The sequence below is a fragment of the Streptomyces sp. NPDC055189 genome, assembly GCF_053606765.1.
Genome location: NZ_JBSGSG010000026.1, coordinates 50,535 through 72,757 on the forward strand (window position 1 = coordinate 50,535; position 22,223 = coordinate 72,757).

The 22,223-nt window shown below is 70.6% G+C and carries 22 protein-coding genes and 2 pseudogenes; 14 read left to right on the top strand and 10 right to left on the bottom strand.

What is annotated here, in order from left to right:
* Positions 1-13: 13 nt before the first annotated feature.
* From ACWFR3_RS20355 to ACWFR3_RS20365, 3 genes are all read right to left on the bottom strand, one after another.
* The gene (locus tag ACWFR3_RS20355; RefSeq protein WP_453735992.1) at positions 14-250 is read right to left on the bottom strand and encodes a twin-arginine translocase TatA/TatE family subunit; all 237 of its coding nucleotides are present in this window, start codon (positions 248-250) and stop codon (positions 14-16) included.
* Between the two features lies 1 nt (position 251).
* Positions 252-1,259 carry a sporulation protein gene (locus ACWFR3_RS20360; RefSeq protein ID WP_453735993.1) on the bottom strand — a complete coding sequence of 336 codons (1,008 nt, stop codon included), beginning with the start codon at positions 1,257-1,259 and terminating at the stop codon, positions 252-254.
* A gap of 289 nt (positions 1,260-1,548) precedes the next feature.
* The gene (locus ACWFR3_RS20365; protein ID WP_453735994.1) at positions 1,549-2,523 is read right to left on the bottom strand and encodes a helix-turn-helix transcriptional regulator; all 975 of its coding nucleotides are present in this window, start codon (positions 2,521-2,523) and stop codon (positions 1,549-1,551) included.
* A 135-nt stretch (positions 2,524-2,658) separates the two neighbouring features.
* Here ACWFR3_RS20365 and ACWFR3_RS20370 point away from each other — a divergent pair, with 135 nt between their 5' ends.
* The 4 genes from ACWFR3_RS20370 (at position 2,659) to ACWFR3_RS20385 (ending at position 5,208) form a co-directional block, all read left to right on the top strand.
* Complete coding sequence (locus tag ACWFR3_RS20370) at positions 2,659-3,054, top strand: RidA family protein (RefSeq protein WP_453736037.1); 396 nt, start codon at positions 2,659-2,661, stop codon at positions 3,052-3,054.
* Between the two features lie 225 nt (positions 3,055-3,279).
* Positions 3,280-3,885, top strand: coding sequence for a GrpB family protein (locus ACWFR3_RS20375; RefSeq protein WP_453735995.1), 606 nt, complete (start codon positions 3,280-3,282; stop codon positions 3,883-3,885).
* Positions 3,886-4,074: 189 nt separating this feature from the next.
* Complete coding sequence (locus ACWFR3_RS20380; RefSeq protein WP_453735996.1) at positions 4,075-4,395, top strand: L-rhamnose mutarotase; 321 nt, start codon at positions 4,075-4,077, stop codon at positions 4,393-4,395.
* A 480-nt stretch (positions 4,396-4,875) separates the two neighbouring features.
* Positions 4,876-5,208 carry a putative quinol monooxygenase gene (locus ACWFR3_RS20385; RefSeq protein ID WP_453735997.1) on the top strand — a complete coding sequence of 111 codons (333 nt, stop codon included), beginning with the start codon at positions 4,876-4,878 and terminating at the stop codon, positions 5,206-5,208.
* On the opposite strand, the gene ACWFR3_RS20390 is transcribed toward ACWFR3_RS20385, so the two are convergent.
* Complete coding sequence (locus ACWFR3_RS20390; protein ID WP_453736038.1) at positions 5,141-5,884, bottom strand: universal stress protein; 744 nt, start codon at positions 5,882-5,884, stop codon at positions 5,141-5,143. The genes ACWFR3_RS20385 and ACWFR3_RS20390 overlap by 68 nt on opposite strands.
* On the opposite strand from ACWFR3_RS20390, the gene ACWFR3_RS20395 reads away from it, so the two are divergent.
* Positions 5,804-6,088 carry a hypothetical protein gene (locus ACWFR3_RS20395; RefSeq protein ID WP_453736042.1) on the top strand — a complete coding sequence of 95 codons (285 nt, stop codon included), beginning with the start codon at positions 5,804-5,806 and terminating at the stop codon, positions 6,086-6,088. The genes ACWFR3_RS20390 and ACWFR3_RS20395 overlap by 81 nt on opposite strands.
* 59 nt (positions 6,089-6,147) lie before the next feature.
* On the opposite strand, the gene ACWFR3_RS20400 is transcribed toward ACWFR3_RS20395, so the two are convergent.
* The 3 genes and pseudogenes from ACWFR3_RS20400 to ACWFR3_RS20410 form a co-directional block, all read right to left on the bottom strand.
* Entirely contained in the window at positions 6,148-7,002 is an 855-nt protein-coding gene (locus ACWFR3_RS20400; protein ID WP_453735998.1) for a universal stress protein, read from the bottom strand.
* A gap of 30 nt (positions 7,003-7,032) precedes the next feature.
* Positions 7,033-7,252, bottom strand: a pseudogene (locus ACWFR3_RS20405) (hypothetical protein); the annotation flags it as partial.
* Between the two features lie 39 nt (positions 7,253-7,291).
* Positions 7,292-8,155 carry a universal stress protein gene (locus tag ACWFR3_RS20410; RefSeq protein ID WP_453735999.1) on the bottom strand — a complete coding sequence of 288 codons (864 nt, stop codon included), beginning with the start codon at positions 8,153-8,155 and terminating at the stop codon, positions 7,292-7,294.
* A gap of 427 nt (positions 8,156-8,582) precedes the next feature.
* On the opposite strand from ACWFR3_RS20410, the gene ACWFR3_RS20415 reads away from it, so the two are divergent.
* The 6 genes and pseudogenes from ACWFR3_RS20415 to ACWFR3_RS20440 all read left to right on the top strand — a co-directional run bounded on the left by ACWFR3_RS20415 (position 8,583) and on the right by ACWFR3_RS20440 (position 15,186).
* Positions 8,583-11,285 (top strand): bifunctional acetate--CoA ligase family protein/GNAT family N-acetyltransferase, encoded by a 2,703-nt coding sequence (locus ACWFR3_RS20415; RefSeq protein ID WP_453736000.1) that lies wholly within the window; start codon positions 8,583-8,585, stop codon positions 11,283-11,285.
* Between the two features lie 12 nt (positions 11,286-11,297).
* Entirely contained in the window at positions 11,298-12,029 is a 732-nt protein-coding gene (locus tag ACWFR3_RS20420) for a CBS domain-containing protein (RefSeq protein ID WP_453736001.1), read from the top strand.
* Positions 12,030-12,045: 16 nt separating this feature from the next.
* A complete protein-coding gene (locus ACWFR3_RS20425) occupies positions 12,046-12,567 on the top strand; it encodes a flavodoxin domain-containing protein (protein ID WP_453736002.1) in 522 nt (173 codons plus the stop codon).
* 244 nt (positions 12,568-12,811) lie between these two features.
* A pseudogene (locus tag ACWFR3_RS20430) lies at positions 12,812-13,539 on the top strand (4Fe-4S dicluster domain-containing protein).
* Entirely contained in the window at positions 13,536-14,000 is a 465-nt protein-coding gene (locus ACWFR3_RS20435) for a Crp/Fnr family transcriptional regulator (RefSeq protein ID WP_453736003.1), read from the top strand. Before ACWFR3_RS20430 ends, ACWFR3_RS20435 begins: the two are co-directional and overlap by 4 nt.
* Before the next feature lie 502 nt (positions 14,001-14,502).
* Entirely contained in the window at positions 14,503-15,186 is a 684-nt protein-coding gene (locus tag ACWFR3_RS20440; protein WP_453736004.1) for a response regulator, read from the top strand.
* Positions 15,187-15,197: 11 nt separating this feature from the next.
* Here ACWFR3_RS20440 and ACWFR3_RS20445 read toward each other — a convergent pair whose 3' ends face one another.
* Both ACWFR3_RS20445 and ACWFR3_RS20450 read right to left on the bottom strand, forming a co-directional pair.
* Positions 15,198-16,946, bottom strand: coding sequence for a sensor histidine kinase (locus ACWFR3_RS20445; protein ID WP_453736005.1), 1,749 nt, complete (start codon positions 16,944-16,946; stop codon positions 15,198-15,200).
* Between the two features lie 95 nt (positions 16,947-17,041).
* A complete protein-coding gene (locus tag ACWFR3_RS20450; protein ID WP_453736006.1) occupies positions 17,042-18,316 on the bottom strand; it encodes an MFS transporter in 1,275 nt (424 codons plus the stop codon).
* Positions 18,317-18,429: 113 nt separating this feature from the next.
* Between ACWFR3_RS20450 and ACWFR3_RS20455 the strand changes: the two genes are divergently transcribed.
* Genes ACWFR3_RS20455 through ACWFR3_RS20465 form a run of 3 tightly spaced genes read left to right on the top strand, consistent with a single transcriptional unit; the run spans position 18,430 to position 20,119 of the window.
* Positions 18,430-19,008, top strand: a complete 579-nt coding sequence (locus tag ACWFR3_RS20455; RefSeq protein WP_453736007.1) for a TetR/AcrR family transcriptional regulator — start codon at positions 18,430-18,432, stop codon at positions 19,006-19,008.
* A gap of 46 nt (positions 19,009-19,054) precedes the next feature.
* Complete coding sequence (locus ACWFR3_RS20460) at positions 19,055-19,579, top strand: DUF1877 family protein (RefSeq protein ID WP_453736008.1); 525 nt, start codon at positions 19,055-19,057, stop codon at positions 19,577-19,579.
* Between the two features lie 36 nt (positions 19,580-19,615).
* Positions 19,616-20,119, top strand: a complete 504-nt coding sequence (locus tag ACWFR3_RS20465; RefSeq protein WP_453736039.1) for a hypothetical protein — start codon at positions 19,616-19,618, stop codon at positions 20,117-20,119.
* Here the strand turns inward: ACWFR3_RS20465 and ligA are convergent.
* On the bottom strand, positions 20,112-22,208 hold the full coding sequence (ligA, locus tag ACWFR3_RS20470) for an NAD-dependent DNA ligase LigA (RefSeq protein ID WP_453736040.1): 2,097 nt from the start codon (positions 22,206-22,208) through the stop codon (positions 20,112-20,114). The two genes, ACWFR3_RS20465 and ligA, sit on opposite strands and share 8 nt — an antisense overlap.
* Between the last annotated feature and the right edge of the window lie 15 nt (positions 22,209-22,223).

Sequence of the window (22,223 nt, forward strand, 5' to 3'; positions counted from 1 at the left end):
GAGGCACTGCGTGTTACTGGGGGCGGGGCTCTTGCCCGGTGTCGCGCGGGGTGACGGTCTCGCCGGGGATCACCCGGGGCGGCGCGGAGCCTTGGGTGTCCTGGTTGTCCGTGTCCTTGAGGGCCTTCGCCTCGGCCTTGAGGATGCGGGCCGACTTGCCCGCGCTGCGCACCAGCTCCGGCAGCTTCTTCACGCAGAGCAGGAGGGCGATGACGAGCAGGATGACGCCTATCTCACTGATGCCGAACACGTCAGTCCTCGCCGCCTTCGTCCTCGTCGTCCCCTTCGAAGAAGTCGCCCACTTCGTCGACGACTTCGGCGGCGACCATGCCGCCGACCACGCCCACGGCGAGCCCGGCCGCGCCCGCCGCCACGACCGTTCCCATGCCCGGCCCCGAGCGCTGGTGCCCTCCGTCGTGGTGGTCGCTGTGACCGCCGTGGCCGTGACCGTGGCCGGAGTCGTACGACGCGTGGTCGGCGTAGGAGGAGTGGTGCTCGACCAGTTGGCGTACCCAGCTGTCGACCAGCGTGTTCCAGTCCTGGTGGTGGACGCCGTCATGGCTGACGGTGAAGCGGGTGACCGCGTCGTGACCACCGGAGAAGTGACCGCCTCGCTTGTCGGCCTCCAGGATCACCTCCATGCCGCCGGGGGTGGCGAGGAAGGTCACCTCGATTTCGTTGACCACATGGGCGTACTGAGGGGCCGGGGTCAGCTCCAGCTCCTGGTAGAAGGGGAGTTGCTGGCCGGTGCCGCCGATGCGGCCGTACTCCAGGTCGGCGGACTTGAAGCCGAAGCCGAGCTGTCCGAAGGCTTCAAGGATCGCTTCCTGCACGGGCAGGGGACCGACGGTGAGTTGGTCGAGGTCACCCTTGTCCTTGGCACCGGCGACCGACAGCTCGGTGCGGACGCCCAGGATGATGCCCAGGCCCTGCCCGTACAGTTCGGTGACCGGGGTTTCCCACGGCAGCGTCACGGTGAACGGCACGCTGTGCTCGGCACCGTGGGTGAGGCGGAAGCCGCCCCCGACCACGAATCGGTCGAAGACCACGACGCCGTGGTCCTCTCCGTCCTCGTGTTCGGCCTCGACACGAGCGACGAGCTCCATGGTGATGTGCTCGATGTCGAAGTCGCCGCTGCCACCTGTCAGATGGACCTGACCGGACAGAGTGCCGCCGGGGACCGTGGGCACGGGGACGAGGACGGTGTCGACCGTGGGACCGCCCACGCCGAGTGAGCCGAGCAGTCGTTTGAACACCATGCTGGCGTTCACTTCCTTATCTGCGTACGAGGGTTACGAGAGCCGTGCGGACACCCGGAAGCAGCCTGGTAGGCGTCCACTTTCTACAGGCCTGTAGAAGCATAAGCGGGGCGGCGGCGCTGTGGTGGCGATGCGAGACGCGCGGGGCGGGAAAGGCCGAAAGGCGCCGTCGACGGCGTCCGTCCGTGCGCTTGACGAGCGTAATGCGCTGTGCATTTACCGGTGCGGTGTGGTGCTGATGTCTCCGATTCCCGTAGCCGGCCGGGTGTCGTGCCCCGACCAGTCGCTCTCAGGGTGAGTCTGCGTAGCGAGCGGCGATCGCGGTGGCGCGATGGTGGAGGGAGGTGCGCAGCGACTGCGGGGTCAGGGCTTCCGCGTCCGTGCCGAGTTGCCACAGGGCCCATTCGGCGTGCCGGGAATCCTGGAAGGTCACCTCCAGCCGCAACCAGCCGTCTGCGGACGGTTCTTCGGCGCGGACAGCCAGCGCGGTGTCGAGCAGTTCCTCCCGCCGCGACGGGTTCATCCGTACCTGCACGGTGATGTGGTCGCTGCCGGAGAGGAATTGCGCGGAGCGTTCCTTCCAGATCCGGTCGAGGTCGACCTGGTTCGGCCGCTGTGCGTTCTCGGGCAGTTCCTCGGCGGCCAGTATCCGGGCCAGTCGATAGGTGCGGTCCTCGCCGGATCGCGTGGCCAGCAAGTAGCCCCGGTCGCGCACGGTGACCAGGCCGATCGGATCCACCGTGCGCCACTGCGGCGTCTGGTCCGTGGCCGCGTAGTGGATACGCAGTTTGTGCCCGGCGAGCACCGCCCGCCTGACCTCGACCATGGCGCTTTCGGGTACGTCCTCGGTGGTGAGCCGGCGTGAGAGCAGGTCGCTTTCGGGGTCCACGAGGAATCGCCGGGCCGCGTCGTTCGTCACGGCCCGGTGGCTTTCGGGCAGGGCGTCGACCACCTTCCGCATGGCGGCGGCGAGCGCCGAGCCGAGGCCGAACATCTGCTCGCCGCGCCCCGATCCGGCGGTCAGCAGGGCGAGGGCCTCGTCATGGTTCAGTCCGGTGAGCTCGGTCCGGAAGCCGGGCAGCAGCGCGAACCCGCCGTGCCTGCCGCGTTCGGCGTAGACAGGCACGCCGGATGCGGACAGCGCTTCGATGTCGCGCAGCACGGTGCGGGTGGATACCCCCAACTCGCGGGCGAGTGTGTCCGCGGTCAGACGACCCCGCTGGCGCAGCAGTAGGACCAGTGAGACCAGCCGGTCGGCACGCATGCGAAAACCCTAGAGGAATACATGACTATGGGTGTCGTGATTTGTTGGGAGGCTCGTTCTTGCGACGTCAGAGCGGGCGGCTACCGAGCCGAGGGGCGTCCATATCCCAATGAATCTCATGGAGTTGATGTGGCGATGGAACGTACGGCGGTCAACCCGGTCACGTGGTCGACGGAGTTGGGCTTCAACCAGGGGGAGGTTGTCTCCGGGCACACGCGGACTCTCTACATCTCCGGGCAGACCGCGATGGACGGTGACGGCAAGCCGCAGCATGACGGCGACATGGCGGGGCAGTTGACGCTGGCCATCGACAACCTGGAGGCCGTACTCGGCGAGGCCGGCATGTCTCTCGCGAACCTGGTCCGGCTCAACGTCTACACGACCGACGTCGATCTGCTCTTCCAGCACTACGGCGTGCTGGCGGCCCGGTTGGGGGCCGCCAGGGTAGCGCCGACCTCGACGATGCTCGGGGTGACACGCCTGGCGATCCCGGGCCAGATGGTCGAGCTCGAAGGGACCGCTGTCGCGTGAGGTGACGTGAATGCCCCTGCTGCTCGCGCCGCTTCAATCGGCGCGAGCGGCTACACGCGGTGCACGAACCCACGGGGCGGGCGAGCGGACGCACTTGGCGTGCACGAAGATGGCCCCTGACGGCAGCCCACCGCGCCGCGGTCGGCGAGCCGTCGGCGCGTGGCCCAGCGCCCTGCTTTCAGAGCTTCAGGGCCTCAGGGCTTCAGAGTGCAGAGGGGAGTTCGTGTGTCCGAACCATCCGAAGAGGAAGTCCCGTGCACGCCCATGACCGCCGAGGAGATCGAGGCGGCCCACGTGGTCACGCCGCCCAAGCTCAATGGCCAGGTCACGCTGCGGGAGTATGACCCGCGCTGGCCCGCGGTCTTCGAGCGGGAGGCCGCGCGCATGCGGGAGCGCCTCGGCCACGTCGACCACCGGATCGAGCACGTCGGCTCCACATCCGTGCCGGACCTCCCGGCCAAGCCGGTCATCGACATACTCCTGACCGTCGCCGATTCCGGCGACGAGGCGTGCTACGTACCGGCCCTGGAGGGCCTGGGCTTCACGCTCGTCATTCGTGAGCCCGAATGGTTCGAGCACCGCGTGCTGCGCAAGTACGACCTCGACCCGAGCGTCGAATCAGCCAACCTGCACGTCCTGCCCGAGGGCTGTCAGGAAGTCGTCCGCATGCTGCGCTTCCGCGACAGACTGCGCACGGACAGCGGCGACCGCAAGCTCTACGCCGACGCCAAGCGGTCGTTGTCCCGGCAGTCCTGGGAGTATATGCAGAACTACGCCGACGCCAAGTCCGAGTTCGTTACGGCGATCTTGGAGCGGGCGATGTCGGATTGAAACGACACCACGCCTGCCGTGCAGCGTGGTGCCGTCCAGTCAGCTGTCGCTTCGCTGTCAACTGCGTATCGCGCACGGGATTGACATCCTTCGCCACGCGGTCGTAGCTTCCGGGGCACTGTTTGAATCCTTTCAGCGTGATGTCTGTCGCGCTGCTCGGTTCGCGCCGGCTGAGAGGGGCCACCGCTCGTGCAACGGGTCTGTTTCCTGCTGAAGGTCCGTCAGGACCGGCTGGAGGAGTACCGGGAGCGCCACGAAGACGTCTGGACGGAGATGCGCGAGGCGCTCTCCGCCGCCGGATGGCACAACTACTCGCTGTTCCTGAGTGAGGACGGCTTGCTCGTCGGCTACCTGGAAACGCCGGACTTCGCCGCCGCGCAGGAGGCCATGGCGCGCACCGAGGTCAACGCGCGCTGGCAGGCGGAGATGGCGGGTTACTTCGAGGACCTGGACGGGCGGGGCCCCGATGAGTCGATGCGGCCGCTGACCGAGGTCTTCCACCTCGCGTAGTTGCTACGGCGGGCCCGGGTCCGCTCCACCGTCGGCGTCCACGATGGCGGGCCAGGGCGTCCTCACCAGGAACGGGCCGGGATGCTGATGTCGTACTTCGTGCTGGGCGATCCTGCGAGAGACGGTCGCGCGGCTGATGCCGAGGGCGTCCGGGGCCTGCGCGACCGGCTTGACGTGCCTCGGTCAGGCATCGGACGATCTCGTCCCGTTCCAGAGCCTGCACGCGGCTCAGCCCCGGGGAGTGCCCGCCGAGATCGCGTGGGCGATCTCGATGCCGGTTGAGTACGGCGACGAGTACTGGGCGGGGACGGGACGGGCAATCCTCGTGCCCTGAACACCTCGCCTGACCGGCCCCGCGTGCGCGGCTGCGATCCCCGCAGTGATGTCATGGGGAGTGCGGCCGCGACCCGGGCCGGAGCCAGACGGACGGCTCCGGTCACCCTCACCCGTCGTAGCCCCGTCACACCCCCAGGGAGAGTCATGATCTTCATCACCGCCAAGTTCCGCGTCCTGCCCGAGTACGCGGAGGCCTGGCCGGACATCACCCGCGAGTTCACCGAGGCGACGCGCGCCGAGCCGGGATGTCTCTGGTTCGACTGGTCCCGCAGCGTCGAGGACCCCACGGTGTACGTGCTCGTCGAAGCCTTCCGCGACGACGAGGCCGGCTCGGCGCACGTCACCTCCGAGCACTTCACCAAGGCACGCGGAACCCTGCCGCCCCACCTCGTACAGACCCCGGAGATCGTCAACGCGACGATTCCGCAGGAGGGCTGGTCCCTTCTCGGGGAGATGCAGGTTCCCGAACGGGGCTGAGCGAGACGCCTGCCGGCCGGGCGGAGGCCGTCACCGCATGCCGGGGACGTCCTCCGCGGGAACGGCGTCCCAAGGGTTCGCCGCTTCGCCGGGGTCCGAGAGGCCGTCGGATTGTGCCGCCGCCACGGCGGGCACCGTCCCGGATGCCGCGCACCGCTCTGCCCAGCCGTACCCGGATGAGCCGGGCCAGCAACCAGGCATGACGCCCGACGGCCGCACGGGCCCAGCGGGACAGGCGGTCGAAGACCGGCCGCCCGTGAGTGTGGCCGCAGGCCGCCGACGGCGGAACGGCGACAACGGGGCACCGGGCGTGACGAAGGACGCGGGAGGCGAATGAGCCGCCCGGCGGGCAGGGCAATCGGCCGTGACCACGGGTACCCACGACGAGGGCAAGTGCGTGAGCGGACTCCCGGGCGAGCACCTGCGCCGGGTGACCGCGGAGCACCGCGTGATACACGTCGACGTCCGGGTGAGTGATCCGCCAGCCCGCCACCATGTCCGACAGCACGCGGCGGCACTCCCGGAGTGCTGCTTGTTCGTCCAGGACGCCGAGGAGCGGGTGGTGCCACGCGTACAACACGTGTAGCGCGGCACCGTGGCGGGCGGCCTCCTCGAAGGCGTGGTGGACGGCGGCCGCACAATGGCGACGGCCGTCCAGGCCGACATCGACGCCCACGACGAAGAAGGGCTGCAGACGGCCGGTGATGTCGCGGTGGCGCACCACTGTCACCGGGCGGATGGCGTGCGTGATGACCGGCAGCGCCAGAGCGCCGTCGATGCCGATCACGGCCGGCTTGCGTACCCGTGCTGTCATCGTCACCTCCGTACGGGTCCGGCCGGGATGCTGTGCGGCCGGGATCCGCGGCGCTGTTCACCGTAGGACGGGCGGCGAGGCCCGGCCAGGCTCGTTCTCGGTCAGTCGGCGCGGGCAGGGGACCGTCAGTGGTGCGGAACGATGGCGACCGGCCCCATGGCGTGGTGGATCGCCGAGTGCGTGGTCGGTCCGAGATGCTCTCCGGCAGGTGTGCGGCGGCCGACCACGAGCAGCGCGGACCCTGCGGCTGCCTCGACCAGATGGTGGCCGGCCCGGCCGTGCACGAGACATTCGGTGACCTGCGTCTCGGGGAACTTGTGCCTCCAGGGGGTCAGGGCGGCCGAGAGTAGGCGGGACTTCGTCACGGCGAGATCGAGGACATCGGCGGTGGGGAGCAGAGGCACCGTCCAGGTGTGTACGACATGGAGCGGCGCGTGACGGATGGCCGCGGCGAAGAAGGCGAACTCCATCAGTTCGTCGCAAGGACGGTTCAGATCGAGGCCGAGCACGACGGGACGGTGCGGGTGCGTCGGCGAGCTGTCATGTTCGTCTTCGTGGTGCTCTTGCGTCCGTACCAGGACGACCGGGCAGGGAGCACGTGCCGCGACGGCCAGGGCGACCGACCCGACCAGGACACCTGCGATCGCGCCGAAGCCGCGTGAGCCGAGCACCAGGAGGGCCGAGGATTCGGCTGCTGTCGTCAGTGCCCGCACCGGCGGACCGGTGACCTGCTCGTCGAGGATCCCCAGGGTGGGGTACGCGCGGGAGAGTCCCAGGACGGCACGGTCGAGTGCGCCGCTTTCGCGGTGCGAAGGGACTTCGATCTCCGGCAGGCGACTGCGCTCCGAGGGCTGTTCGTAAGCGTGGATCAGGTGGAGGGGGAGAGCGCGGCGCAGGGCCTCGCGCGCTGCCCAGGCAGCGGCGTCCAGGCTCTCGGGCGAGCCGTCGATGCCGGCGGTGATGGTGTGCTGTGGGGTCATGGTGCTTACCTCCACGGTGCGGTCGCAGGGTCAGCCGGTCCAGGTCCAGTCGGCGACCTCGGCGACCTCGGGGAGGTCGCCGGCGTGGGCGCGGATCCAGGCGTGGTGACGAAAGCGGGTGTCGGCCATGCTCTGGCGGACGGAGGTGGGTGTCGGCCACGCTCTGGCGGACGGAGGCGGCGCGGACGGCGAGACCGGGCACGCGGTCGCTCATGTCCATCACGAGGCGGTGGCGGTCCAGGTCGTTGCGACCTCGGTGTCCGGGGCCCGGTCAGGTATGCGGGCCCGGTCAGGTATGCGGGACGACGGCCACCGGGCAGGCCGCGTGGTGCAGCAGCGCATGGTTGACCGGGCCGAGCTGCATGCCGACGTGGCCCTTCCTGCGGCGGGCGCCGACCACCAGGAGATCTGCCGTGCGGGACGCCTGTAGCAGCACTGTGCGCGCGTTGCCTTCGACGATTTTGTGGCGGACCCTGACGCGGGGATGCGCCGCGGTCGCCTCCCGCACGGCCTCTTCGACCTGAGCCGCGGCGCGCTGCCGGTGCTCGTCCTGGACCATCGTGGGAAAGTCGGGGATTTCCCGGGCCGGGCAGCGCCAGGCATGGACGACCGTCACAGGAGCGTCGAGCGTCTGCGCCTCACGGAAGGCGAACTCCACGGCGGGTCCCGCCTCTTCGGAGTTGCCGACCCCGAGGACGATGGACCGGAAGGAGCCCTCCACGTTCTCCTCGCGCCCGCGCACGACGATCACCGGCGACGTGGCGTGCGCGGCGACGGACAGACCGACGGATCCGAGCAGCAGTTCGGTGAGATCGCCACGCCCCCTGCTGCCGACCACGACGGCGTCGGCTTCTGAGCTGAGCCGCACGAGTGCGAGAGCCGGATCTTCGGAGAGAACCTCGGAGGTCACCTTCACCGAGTCGGTGCGGCGCAGCGCGTGTTCGGCTGCTGACGCCGCGATCTGGTCCGAAAGGGCCTGCACGGACGGGCGGTTGATGCCGAAGGACGGTTCATGCCCCTCGTACCACTCCCACCTCGACGCATGGACGACACGCAGCGGCACACCGTGCGCCGCGGCGTCGTCCACCGCCCAGTCCAGTGCGCGCAGGCTCGGATCCGAGCCGTCGACGCCGACGATCAAGGGCTTGTCCACGATGCCACCACCTTCCGGCGGGCCCCCGGCCGGGGCTCTTCGTCGGACCGTTCCACCGCACAAGTCGAGCGGGGGAGGGGCGAACCGGCCCCGGCAGGGGACATTCGGCCCTGTCGAGGCGCGCGCCCACGCCGTGGCGCACGGCGCCCCGCGCACCGTCCGCCTCGTTGGAGGCTGCTTCCTCAGGCGCCGTCTGCTCGCGGAGGCCAGCCGTCGCCACATAACTGAGGTCGACGAAGCCGAGGCACAACGGACCCCGGACGTATTGCGGGCCATGACAGGGGCGGTGGCGGCCGAACTCGGCGAACCGCTGCCCCGCCCCCGCGCATAGGGCCGATCGGCCCCCGGCCGCACCCGGCCAGCCCCTGGGGCGCTGGTCCCGACGCCCCGATCCTCGAAGAGTCAACCTGCCTTCTGGAGGCCCGAGATGACACACGACGAGCAAAGCAGAGCCCCGGTCCACGCCCTGCTCGCCGACGGGACCACCACCTGTATACGGGCCGTCCGGCCCGACGACCACGTACGACTTCAGGGCCTCTACGAGGAGATGTCGCCGCAGAACCTGTGGCTGCGGTTCTTCGCCACGAGCCGCCGGTCCGCCGTGCAGGCCGCGGACCGGGCCTGCGCCGCTCCCCGCCCCCGCCCCGGATACCGTGCGCTGCTCGCCGAGACCAGGGGCCGGATCATCGGTCTGGCCGAGTACGAGAAGACCGACGATGACCCCGCGACCGCCGAGATCTCGCTCGCCGTGGCCGAGGACCTGCACCACCGGGGGGTCGGCACCCTGCTCCTGGAGCACCTGGTCTCCGCCGCCCGCGCGGACGGCATCACCGCGTTCGCGGCCGACGCGCTCGCCGAGAACCACGAGGTCCTGAAGGTCTTCGCCGACCTGGGACTGCACACCGCCCGCCGCTTCGAGGGCCCCGAACTGCACTGCACCATCCGCCTGGAGGAGGACGAGACCTACCTGACGGCGGTCGAGGCACGCGGCAGCACGGCCGACGTGGCCAGCCTCCAGCCGCTGTTGCGGCCCGCCTCGATCGCCGTGGTCGGAGCGGGCCGCAGGGCGGGATCCGTCGGGCGCGCCGTGCTGCGCAATCTGCGCACCGGTGGCTTCACCCGGCAGCTCTTCGCCGTCAACCCGAGCGTGTCCTCGCTGATGAGCGTGCCCGCCTACCCCTCGGTCGCCGCGCTGCCGCAAACCCCCGACCTGGCGGTCCTCGCGGTACCCGCGCCGGCCCTGTCCGCGACGGCCGAGGAATGCGGCAAGGCCGGCGTACGCGCCCTGGTGGTCGTCACATCCGGCCTGGACGGCGCACAGGCAGCCGCCCTGCTGGCCACCTGCCGAACCTACGGAATGCGTTTGGTGGGCCCCAACTGCCTGGGCCTGTCCAACACGGACAAGGCGCTGTCGCTGGACTCGACCTTCGCCGCCCGGCACCCCCATCGCGGCACGGCCGGTGTCGCCGTGCAGTCCGGGGGAGTGGGCATCGCCCTGCTGGGCGGCCTGTCCCATCTCGGCCTTGGCGTCTCAAGCTTCGTCTCGCTCGGCGACAAGTACGACGTGAGCGGCAACGACCTGCTCCAGTGGTGGGAGTGCGACGGCGTCACCGACCTGGCCCTGCTGCACCTGGAGTCCTTCGGCAACCCCCGGGCCTTTTCCCGAACCGCAAGGCGGGTGACCCGGCGCATGCCGGTCCTGACCGTGGACGCGGGCCGTACCGAGGCCGGCCGGCGGGCCGCGGCCTCGTACACCGCGGCGGCCGCCACCCGGACCATGACCCGCCAGGCCCTGTTCACCCAGGCCGGCATCACCGCCACCCGAACGATCGGCGAACTCCTCGAAGCCGCCGCCCTGTTGCACTCCCAGGCCGCGCCGGCCGGCAATCGCGTCGTCATCGTCACCAACGCGGGCGGCGCGGGGGTCCTCGCGGCGGACGCGTGTGCCGAGGCGGGGCTCACCCTGCCGCGGTTGCCGGTCGACCTGATGGACGACCTGCTGGCCGTCCTGCCCGCGGGGGCCCGGACCGCCAACCCTGTCGATGCGACCGCCGCAGTCACCGAGGCGCAGCTGAAAAGCTGTGTGGACCGGCTGACGCTGTCCGGCGCCGTCGACGCAGTCCTGGTGGTCCTTGTCCCCACCGCGGTCGCCGCGGCGACCGGCGACGATCTGGTCCGGGCCCTTACCGGCGCCCCCGGCCGTCGCTCCCGAACGGTCGCCGCGGTCCTTCTCGACCAGGCGCTGCCCGTGCGGCTGCTGCCGTCCGAGGCGGGCGGCTCCGTACCCGCCTTCGCCGATCCGCAGGCCGCCGCGCGCGCCTTGGCCCACGCCGTGCGCCGCGCCCAGTGGCTTGCCCGCCCGCCAGGCACCGTTGCGGACCTCGCAGGGGTGGAGACACGGCGCGCCCGGGCGGTGGCCGAGAGCTGGCTGGCCGGGCAGCCCGGCGGCGGCTGGCCGGACCCGCGCGTCTGCGCCGAGCTCCTGGCCTGCTACGGCCTCCCCCAGCTGCCCTGGGCCTGGGCCGAGACCGAGGACGAGGCGGCTCTGGCCGCCGAGCGGTTGCGCGGTCCGGACGGCCGCGTGGTGATGAAGGCGCACTGGCCCGGTCTGCTGCACAAGAGCGAGCAGGGTGCCATCCACCTCGATCTGCAGGGAGATTCCCAAGTACGTTTCGCCTTCCGGGATTTCGCGACCCGTTTCGCCGGTCTGCTGACCGGTGTGGTGGTCCAGCCGCTCGCCGAGCGCGGCACCGAACTGTTCGCGGGCGTCGTCCAGGACGAAGTATTCGGCCCGCTGGTCCTGTTCGGACTCGGCGGCACGGCCACGGAACTGCTCGCGGATCACGCGGCCCGGCTGGCCCCGCTCACCGACCTCGACGTCCACGATCTGATCACCGCACCGCGCTGTGCCCCGTTGCTCTTCGGGCACGGAGGCCGTGGCCCGGTCGACCTCGAAGGCCTCGAGCAACTGCTGCACAGGCTTTCCCGGATGGCCTGCGACCTGCCGCAGCTCGCCGAGGCCGACTTCAACCCCGTGCTGGCCCGGCCGGGCGGCACCACGGCACTCGACGTACGCATCCGGCTGCTGCCGCGGACCGCCCACGACCCCTACCTGCGCCGACTGCGCTGAGGAGGAGACGACATGAAGCACAGCAAGATCGGCTCGGTGATGACCAGCGAGGTGGTCAGCGCGCAGTACGGCACACCGTTCAAGGAGGTGGCCAGGCGCCTGTCCGAGTACCGCATCAGCGGGCTGCCCGTGATCGACGCCGACGACAAGGTGGTCGGCGTGATCTCCGAGACGGACCTGCTGGCGCGCGAGCCGCAGGCTCCCGACCCCGCCCGCCCGCAGCGCCGAGTGCGGCTGCCCCGGATGGGCGGTGCCGCGCGCGAGGGCAGGACCAAAGCGACCGCACGCACGGCGGGACAGCTGATGTCCACGCCGCCCGTCTGTGTCCACGCCGACACCACCATCGCCGAGGGCGCCCGGCGCATGGCCCAGCACGAGGTGGAGCGGCTGCCCGTCGTCGACGACGAGGACCGCCTGGTCGGTATCGTCACCCGGCGCGACCTGCTCCAGGTGTTCCTGCGCGCGGACGACGAGATCCGACACGAAGTGATCGAGCAGGTCCTGGTCGGCGCGCTGTGGCTGGCACCCCAGTCCATCAGGATCGATGTGCGCGACGGTGTGGTGACCCTGGAGGGCCAACTGGAGCGCCGCAGCGAAGTCCCCGTCGCCCTGCACATGACGCGCGAGATCGACGGAGTCGTCGCGGTCGTCGACAAGCTCGCCTACCGCCTGGACGACTCCCACCTCCAGCCGAACGATCAGGCCCTGCGAGGCGTGGCCGACGACTGGCTGCGCAAACTCTGAGAAGGGACACCTCGCCATGACCCTCAAGGTGCTGGTCGCCTACGCGACGAAGAACTGGTCCACGGCCGAGATCGCCCGCACCATCACGGAGGTCCTGTGCAAGGAGGGCCTTCAGGCCGAGCTGTGTCTGGTGTCCGGTGTCTGCGATGTCCGTGCCTACGACGCCATCGTGCTCGGCAGTCCGCTCTACGCGGGCCGCTGGCACAAGGACGCCCGTCGATTCGTCCGGCGCAACGCTTCGGCGCTGGCCGAGCGGCCGTTGTGGCTGTTCAGCAGCGGGCCCCTGGACGCGTCGGCGGGAGAGCGGGACATCCCGCCGGTACCCGCCGCGCGCCGTGCCCTTGTCCGCCTCGGCGCCAGGGAGCATGTCACCTTCGGCGGCTGCCTCAAGGAGGGGGCGAAGGGCCGGGTCGCCCGCATGATCGTAAAGTCCGGCAGAGGCGGTGACTTCCGTGACTTCGAACGGATCTCGGCCTGGGCGCAGCGCATCGGCGGCACCCTGCAGGGCGAGATCGCAGGGCGGTCCGAGGAGCGTTGAGGTCAGCACTGGTCCCCGCACGCGCCACCCGGCCAAGGTGCGCTGACGCTGGAGCGATCGCCGTGGGCGGCGCCGCGCCGCCACCTTGGTGCTCTGGGTGCTCTGGGTGCTCTGGGTGCTCACCGGCAGTGCGCCCTGAACCGGCCCGAGCGGGCCCGAATAGGGCCGCTCGGCCCCTGCCCCGCCTGCCGCTCCTCTTCGAGCCTGGTGAGCAGGGAACGCACCGACGTGTGGGAGGACGGGCATGACGACCGAAGCGACGGCAGTCTTCGACCGGCAGGGTCTGAAGGCCCTCGTGGCGAAGTTGCCGGCCGACGGCCATAGCGTCGTGGGGCCCACTGTTCGCGACGGTGCGATTTTCCCGGGCGAACTCGAATCGGCCGAACAGCTTCCGTACGGCTGGGGGGTGGAACTTGAGGCGGGGCACTACCGTCTGCGGCGCCGCGAGGACGGCGCCGCCTTCGCGCACTCGGCCGGGCAGCAGTCCTGGAAGATCTTCCTCCACCCGCAGCGCGAGCGGCTGTGGAGCGCGGATCGTGCGCCCGACGGAACGGTGGCCATCAGCACCGAGACCGCCGGCCGGCCCTCGTACGCCTTCCTCGGGGTGCGCCCCTGCGACTTGCGGGCCATCGCGATCCAGGACCGGGTACTGAGGGGCGGCCACTTCCGGGACAGCGGCTATGAGGAACGCCGGAGGGGGCACTCCTCATAGCCGCCGGGTGCACCGAACCGGGTGCGACCTGCTTCTACCTGGACTTCTCCTACGTGCACGGCGGGCCGGTGCGCTCCTTAGGGCGCAGCCGCTACGGGCAGTGGCTCACCCACGAACTCGGCACCTGGCACGACCAATTCGACAGCTCCGGCTGCGTGGGCTGCGGCCGCTGCATCGTCTGGTGCCCCGTCGGCATCGACATCACCGAAGAGGTGGCGGCCCTCAAGGACGAGGCGGACCAGAAGGAGACGGAACGATGACCAGCACCACGACCATGATGAGCGCTCTTCCGGCCGAGCACCGCAACCGGCTGATGCGCATCGCCCGCCAGGTGTCCTTCCCGGCCGGGGCGCGGATCTTCGAGGAGGGCGGGCACGCCGACCGGTTCTGGATCATCCGTACCGGATCGGTCGTCCTGGACATGCATGTCCCGGGCCGCCGCGCCGCCGCCATCGAGACCCTGGGCCACGGTGAACTGGTCGGCTGGTCCTGGCTGTTCCCGCCGTACGTCTGGCAGCTGGGCGCTCTCGCGCAGAGCCCCGTGCGGGCCGACGAGTTCGACGCGCTCACGGTCCGCCTGATGTGCGAGGACGACCCGGCCCTGGGTGCGGTCGTCGGCCAGTGGGTGGGGCGCGTGCTCGCCCACCGCCTGCAGGCGGCCAGGACGCGCCTTCTGGACCTGTACGCCCCCTACGGCAGCGGAAGCGGTGTGCGGGGATGACCGCGACCCCGGCTCCCTGCCGGGTCGTCGCCCGCTGGGCGGAGACGCCGGACAGGGCCACGCTCCGTCTGCGGCCGTCGGGGAGCCGCTGCCCGCCTTCGTGCCGGGCCAGTTCGCCGTGGGACAACCCCGATCGCCAAGTCGTCGCGTGCGATGCGCTCGGCCTCGACCCCGTTGATCGTGGCCAATGAGGGGTGCCTGGTCGCCTTCATCGCGGCGGACCGGGCCGACGAAGGCGCTCACCGCACTGAGTGCGCGTCCCGAAGGGGCCCGGGCCGTTCTCATCGGGCGCTGCACAGCAGGTCCCGCCGACCGGGTCGACCCGTCACACGCTGATCGGCGCGCGACGAGTCGTGGACATGCCGCCGCTGGGTGAACAACTCCCGCGCACCTGCTGAGATATGACATCGAAATCATGCCGGTGGGGCCCATCCGGCCCTGTTGCGCCGAATCGCCCACCCGACACGATCGGAACGGGACCGCCGACATCCAGGGGGCAGCCATGACCGCACGTTCCTTCTCACCGGAGCACCCGATCCGGGTCTTCCTCCTCGACGACCACGAGGTCGTGCGCCGGGGGGTGAACGACCTGCTCGACTCCGAACCGGACATCTCGGTCGTCGGCGAGGCGGGCACGAGCGAGCAGGCCTTGATCCGCGGTCCTGCCCTGCGCCCGGACGTGGCCATCCTGGACATCCGCCTGCCCGACAGCGACGGCATCACGGTCTGCCGTGAACTGCGGTCGAGGATGCCGGAGGTGGCCTGCCTCATGCTGACGTCCTTCGATGACGACGACGCGCTCCTGGACGCGATCATGGCGGGGGCGGCGGGGTACGTCCTCAAGCAGATCAAGGGAACCGACCTGATCGCCGCGGTACGCACCGTCGCCGCCGGCCAGTCCCTGCTCGACCCGGCCACCACCACCCGCCTGATGAGTACATTGCGAGGGCCGGACGAGGCAGCGGCGCCGCAGGACGCCAAGCTGGCCGGGCTCTCCGAACGTGAGCGGGACATCCTCGCCCTGATCGGCGAGGGCCTGACCAATCGCCAGATCGGCAAGCGGCTCTACCTCTCGGAGAAGACCGTCAAGAACCACATCTCCCGGCTCCTGTCGAAGCTCGGCGTCGAACGCCGCGTCCAAGCCGCCGTGATCGCCGCCCACTTCGACCCGGACCAGTCACGCTGACCTCTCCCGGCTCACCGGCCGGTCAGCGGAACCTGCCACTCCAGGCGAGTGCCAACACCATCCGGCCCACTGCCGAGAGTGAGCGTGCCCCCCGGCCTTTCGGCCCGCTCGGCGATGTTGCGCAGCCCGCTGCGGCGTGCGCTCTCGCCGACGCCGACGCCGACGCCGACGCCGAGGCCGACGCCGTTGTCCGTCACGGTGAGTGTCAGGTGCTCCTTGTGTACGACGAGGGAGATCTCCGCGGCCGATGCCCGGGCATGCCGGACGATGTTGGCGAGCGCCTCGCTGAGCACGGCCGTCGTATCGTCGGCGATATCGGCGGGGACATCGGTGTCGATCAGGCCTTCCATGCGCAGTGCGGGCGTGAAGCCGAGCGCTGTGACGGCCTCCTCCACCGTCCGCGCGATCCGCACGCGCAACCCCGCTGCGGCCGTCACGCCCGCCTCATGGGCGCGGAGCCCGAAGATGGTCGAACGGATGATCTTGATGGTGGAGTCGAGATCGTCCACCGCGCGCATCAGGCGTTCGGAGGCCTCGGGGTGCTGGACGAAGCGCTGGGCGCTCTGCAGGGTCATGCCGGTCGCGAACAGCCGCTGGATCGCCAGGTCATGCAGATCCCGGGCGATCCGGTCACGGTCCTCGAGCAGACTCATCTGCTCGACGTCGCGGCGCCGCTCCGCGAGTTCGAGGGCCAGCGCGGCCTGTCCGGCGAAGCCGGGCAACGGAGCGATTTCGGCCTCACTGAAGGCGGGGCGCCCGGTCCGGCGGGCCAGGACCAGTACGCCGCGCAACCGCTCGGCCGTCCCGATGGGAACGGCGGCGGCAGGTCCCATGCCCTTCCACCTCTCCGGGCTGAACGTGACCAGGGGATCACTGGCCACATCCTCGGTGACCAGCAGCCCGCCCCTGCTCAATGCGGCGCCGGCCAGGGTTCCTTGGCGGGGGATGCGCCGCCCCTGGTGTACGGCCGCGCCCTCCCCGAGGGCCAGAGCGCCCTGCAGCTCTTCCCCTTCTGCCGCGACCAGATCCACCACACCGATGTCGGCCGAGGTGATCTCCAGGGCTCGTTCGACCATCAATTCCAGCACGCGGCCCTCGGCCGTTCCGGACAGCAGGGCGTTGGCGAACTCCGCTCCGGCCGCCAGCCACCGCTCGCGCAGCCGCGCCTCCTCGTAGAGCCGGGCGTTCTCGATGGCCACGCCCGCCGCCACGGCCAGCGTCGAGAGCACAGCCTCGTCCTCGGCGTCGAACTCGACCCCGCCGTGTTTTTCGGTGAGGTAAAGATTCCCGAACACCTCCTCACGCACCCGGACGGGCACTCCGAGGAACGTGTGCATCGGCGGGTGATGGGGCGGGAAGCCGGACGATGCCGCGTGCTCGGACAACTCCCGCAGCCGCAGCGGCGCGGGATGCCGGATCAACTCGCCGAGCAGCCCGTGCCCCGAGGGGAGATCACCGATCTGCGCCTGCAGCTGCTCGTTGATCCCCACCGGCAGGAACGCGTCCAGCTTGCTCCCCGCGCCGATGACGCCGAGCGCGCCGTACTCCGCGTCCACCAGAGCCACGGCGGTCTCGACGATGCGCCGCAGCACTTGCGGAAGATCCAGCTCCCGTCCGACCGAAAGGACCGCTTCCAGCAGGCCGTGCAGCCGGTCCCGGGTGCCGCGGACCGCATCGATCCGGACCTGGAGTTCTTCGAGCAGCTCATCCAGTCGCAGTCGTGGCAGTTGTCGTGACTCGCTCCGCGCGTCCCCACCCATGTCTGCCTCCGCCGGGGTCCGTGAGCCAAGGCGTTGCATTTCCCTCACAGTAGCCACAGGGCGCGGAACGGGAGAGCGGCAGGTTCTGGCCGCCTTCAGCGCCGCTCGTCGGGCGCGGGGGACCGGAGGGCGGCCGGAGCGGGGGCGTCCGGACTGCCGGGCGGCGTGTCCTGCGGGGAGCCGCCGTGCGCCACCGCGGGGGAGCGGGGGCCGGCGGCAGGGGCGAGGGCGATGGCCGCGGCGACGAACACCAGGACCACCACCATCGCGGAGCGCAGCCCGTAGTGGTCGCCCAGGAATCCCAGGGACGGCGGGCCCACCAGGAAGGCGACGTAGCCGATGGTGGCCACCAGGCTCACGCGCGCGGTCTGGTCGGGACCGGAGTCGCCGGCCGCGGACAGGGCGACGGGGAATCCCAGAGACGTACCGAGTCCCCAGAACAGGACGGCCGCCGCGGCGACGGCCGCGCTGTCGGAGAAGATGACAAGCACGAGCCCGATGGCACCGGAGATGGCGCTGGCGCGTATGACGGCCGTCCGTCCGAAGCGGTTGAGGAAGAACGTGCCGCTGAAGCGGCCCAGGGTCATCGCGGCGGCGAACCCCACGAAGACGAGTGAGCCGAGCGCGGCGTCGAGGCCGTGGCCGTCGACCATGAGGAGGGGGAGCCAGTCGTTGGCGGCGCCCTCGGCCAGGGCCATGGCCAGGACGATGCCTCCGATCAGCAGGAGCCTGCGGTCCTTCCACACGCGGGGTCCGGCGGGCTGGGCGGTGCCCGCGGCGCGGGGTGTGTCGCTGGTGCCGGTGCCGGCCGGGATGGCGCGCAGGGCGTGGACCAGGATGCCCGCAGAGATCGCGGTGACGACGGCCAGGTGCCAGAAGACGGGGAAGTCGGCGGCGGTGGCCGCCATGCCGGCCAGGCCGCCGATGACGGTGCCGAGGCTGAAGCAGCCGTGCAGGGTGGGCATGATCACCGAGTCGGTGAGGCGTTCCACGTCGGCGCCGTCGACGTTGACGGCCACCTCGCAGGCCCCCATCCCCACCCCGAACAGGCACAGACCGGCGGCGACCATGGGCGCGGACGGTACGGTGCTGCCGCCTCCGATCACGAGCATGCTCGCGACGATCAGGCCGGTGCCGACCGCGATCACGGGCCGGGTGCCGAACCGTGAGACGAGGCGGCCCGAACACAGGATGCCGCCCATGGAGCCGACGGACAGACCGAAAAGGACCAACCCCATCTGACCCGTGGACACGCCCAGTTGGTCGCGGACGTCAGGGGTGCGCGTGACCCAGGAGGACATGGAGATGCCCGGCAGGAAGAAGAACAGATAGAGAGCCTGACGGCGTCGGCGCACGGCGCGGTCTGTCAAGGGGAAGCTCCACGGGATCCGGAAGAATGCTCGGGTCGGCCGCCACGGGCCGACATCGGGGTATGTACAAATGTACACACTCGGGTACGGGAAAAAGAAGGCAGACGACAGCGATGACAGGCAGCACCCGCGGCCCCAACGACCCCCGGCGGCGTGAGCGCATCCTCGATGCGGCGCTCGACGTCATCGCCGAACACGGCGCCATCAAAGTGACCTTCCGCAAGATCGCCTCGGCGGCCGGGGTGCCGCTCGGGTCCCTCACCTACTACTTCGACGACATGCAGCACCTGCTCACCGAGGCGTTCACCCGCCTCGCCGAGTCCGTGTCCGTGCGTTACGGGGCGCTCCTCGAGGCGGCGCGCACACCCGAGGAGGCACAGGAAGCAGTCGTCGAGATCATCTGCGGCAAGGTCTGGGGCACCGACCGCAACCTGCTGCTCAGCTACGAGCTGTACGCGTTCGCCGCCCGCCATCCGGAACTGACCGACGTGCTGCGCTCCTGGATGCAGGCCAGCCGCCAGTCCCTGGCCCGGCACTTCGACCCCCTGACGGCACGGGCGCTCGACGCACTGGTGGAGGGCTTCTCCATCCACAACTCCGTGGACTCCCAGCCCACTTCGCGAGCAGAGGTGGCGGCCATCGTCCGCGCGGTCGCGGCGCCCCGCGTTCCGCTGGAGGGTGCGGGCCGGTGACATCGGTCCCGCAATAACCGCTGGACGCGGTTTGGATACTGCTGTCATGGCCGTCACCCAACAACTTGCCCGCGTCTCGGCGGACTACCTCGCCGCCTGTCGACAATCAGCCGAGGCTTCCCCGGACGGGGACCACGGCTGGGACCCGCCGGCGGCAGACGTACTCGATCTCGACTGGGCGCCGACCCTCCTGCGGCGTGTCTGCGAGCTGACGGATCTCGACGAGGCGCACGCGCAGGCCCTTTCGAAAGCCACCGACGGGGACGACGCGATCGACCTTGCTTTCCTCGACGTCCCGCCCCACGACATCGCACGCTTCGGCTCAACTCCCACGGCCCTGAGCGAGCCCGAAGTCGCCCGTATCTCGAACCTGCTCGACCAGATCGACTTCCCCGCGATCCTCGCCGGCCTCCCGCGGCGCGAGAAAAGAGCGGCGCGTCTGATCGGGCACTGGGCCCCGGAGATCATCGGCGGTCCGAGGAAGTACCTGCGCCACTACTTCGAGGCCCTGCGCGTCTTCTACCGGGACGCGGCCCAACGCCGACTGCTCGTCGTGCTGTGGTGGGACTGAGGAATGCATCCCATGACTGACACCACGGGGGAGCCAATGGACGGCTGGTGGGCCTATCTGGAGGAGCGGACCCGCCGCGAGGCCGATGCGAACGTGCTGTGCGATCGCCGCCTGATGGCGGTCAAGGCCGTGTGGGAGGCCCTGAGGCCGCTGGGGTTGGGACTGCGCGAGGCGGAGCAGGTGATCCACGCGCGTTATGAAACCCTGGGCGACCGCGTGCAGTACACGCCGCCCGACCCGCTCGACATTCCCTCCCTTGCCGCCCGCGCCGCGGCCCTCCCGGGGAAGGTGGCCGCGGTCGAGGCTCTGTGGGACGGCGACACCGTCCACGACTGGTTCGTGCTGCTGGTCGCGGTCCTGGACGAGCCCGCCGGGGACGGCTGCCTGGCAACCGTCTACCACCGCCCCGGCGGACCCCGGCCGGGCGCCGCTGCCGCAGAGGCGGGCAGGGCGCTGGCCGGTCATCTCGATGTGCCGTTCCACTTCGCCTCCCCGGATGTCCCCGACGATGAGGCGCCGCGCTGGCGAACTGTCAGGTGAGCATCGCCGCTACCAGTTCGGCGAATTCGTCCGGCGTGGCCAGGCGTACGCCGAGAGTCTCGGCCTTGGTGCGCTTGGACCCGGCGCCCTCTCCCGCGACGACCAGGCTGGTGCGCTTGGAGACGCTGGAGGACGACTTGCCGCCGGCGCGTTCGATCAGTTCGTTCATTTCGTTGCGGCTGAGCTGCTCCAGCGCGCCGGTCATGGCGCCGGTGACGACCACGGTCATGCCGTCCAGCGGGCCCGCCTCCTCACCGGTCCCGGTCTGGCCGTCGGCCGTGGCCTGATCGTCGGGGGAGGGGGGTGTGGCGCCGGGCTCGGTCATGTTCACCCCACACGCGATGAGTTTGTCGATGACCGGGGCGAGTTCGGCCAGCTCGGCGACGATGACCGGGGCCTTCTCGCTGCCGATGCCCTCGACCTTCTGCATCGCCTCCGCGTCGGCGGCGCGGATGTGGTCCATGGTGGCGAAGTACCGGGCGATACGACGGGACATGGAGCGGCCCGTACCGCGTACGCCCAGCGCGCACAGGACGCGGGCGAGCGGCTGGGTCTTGGCCGTCTCGATCGCGGCCAGGAGGTTGTCGGTGCTGGTCTCGCCCATCCGCTCCAGGCCCAGGAGCTGTTCGCGGGTGAGGGTGAACAGGTCGGCGATGTCGGCGACCAGGCCCGCGTCGACGAGCTGGATGACGCGGGTGGCGCCCAGGCCCTCGATGTCGAGCTGGTCGCGGCCGGCCGCGTAGGACAGCGAGGCGACCAAGTGGCAGTCACGGCCGCGCTCGCAGCGCCACCGCTGCTCGCTGGCATCGATGGCGGAGCCGCACTGCGGGCACACCTCGGGGAAGGCGATCGGCTGTTCGTCACCGGTACGCAGGTGGGCGACGGGAGCTTCGATGCGGGGGATGATGTCGCCCGCCTTGTAGACCATCACCTGATCACCCAGGCGCAGGTCGCGCCGGGTGATGTCGGACGGGTTGTGCAGCGTGGCGTAGGTGACGGTGGAGCCGTCGATGTCGACCGGTTCCAGGACTGCGCGCGGGGCGATGATGCCGGTGCGGCCGACGTTCCACTCCACCCCGACCAGCTTGGTGATCTTCTCCACGGCGGGCAGTTTGAACGCGATCGCCCAGCGCGGGGCCCTGCTGCCGGATCCGGCGGCCTGCTGGTCGGCGGCCAGATCGGCCTTGACGACGATCCCGTCGATCCCGAAGGGCAGTTCGGCGCGCAGCGCGGCGATCTCCTGCACCCGGGCCAGGACGTCCTCGACGCTTTCGAGCGTGACCCCGGGTACTTGTGTGTCGGCCGGGGTGTGCACGCCGAGGTCTGCCGCGTGCTGCAGGAGGTCGCCGTGTGCCAGCGCGGTGAGTTGCCCGGCGGCGTCTGCAGGGGTGGCGGGCAGCGGCAGCAGACCGTAGGCGAAGAACGTCATCGGCACCGTGTAAGCGCGGTCCTTGGCCCGCAGCGTGCCGGCGGCGGCGTTGCGCGGATTGGCGAACGGTGCGCCGCCGTGCGCGGTGCGCACCGTGTTGGCGTGCTCGAACTGGCCGTTGGTCATCAGGACTTCGCCGCGCACTTCCAGCGTGACCGGCTCGGTGAGCCGGCCGGGCAGCCCTTCAATGGTGCCGATTGCGTGCGATACGTCCTCGCCGGCCGTCCCGTCCCCGCGGGTGACCAGTTGGGTGAGGCGGCCGTCGGTGTAGCGCGCGGCGATGGCGAGGCCGTCCAGTTTGGGCTGAACGTTCCAGCGCGTGACCTCCCGGTCGATCCGGCGCGCCACGGAGGCGGTCCAGGTCGTGAACTCCTCGGGCGTGAAGACGTTGTCCAGGCTGAGCATGGCCGCCGTATGCGGTACGTCGCCCTGTACGGCGCCGCCGGCGACCTTCCCGGTCGGCGAGTCGGGCAGCACCTGGTCGGGATGCTCGGCCTCGAACGCGGCGATCGCCCGCACCAGACGGTCGTAGGCGTCGTCGTCGAGCGCCGAGGTGCCGCCCGTGTAGTAGGCGGCAGCGGCCTTCGAGGCGTCCTCGACCGCCTGCACGTAGGCGGCGGCATCGGCAAACACAGGAGCTGAAGTTGTCATGTGCGCCATCGTGCCCGGAGGCAC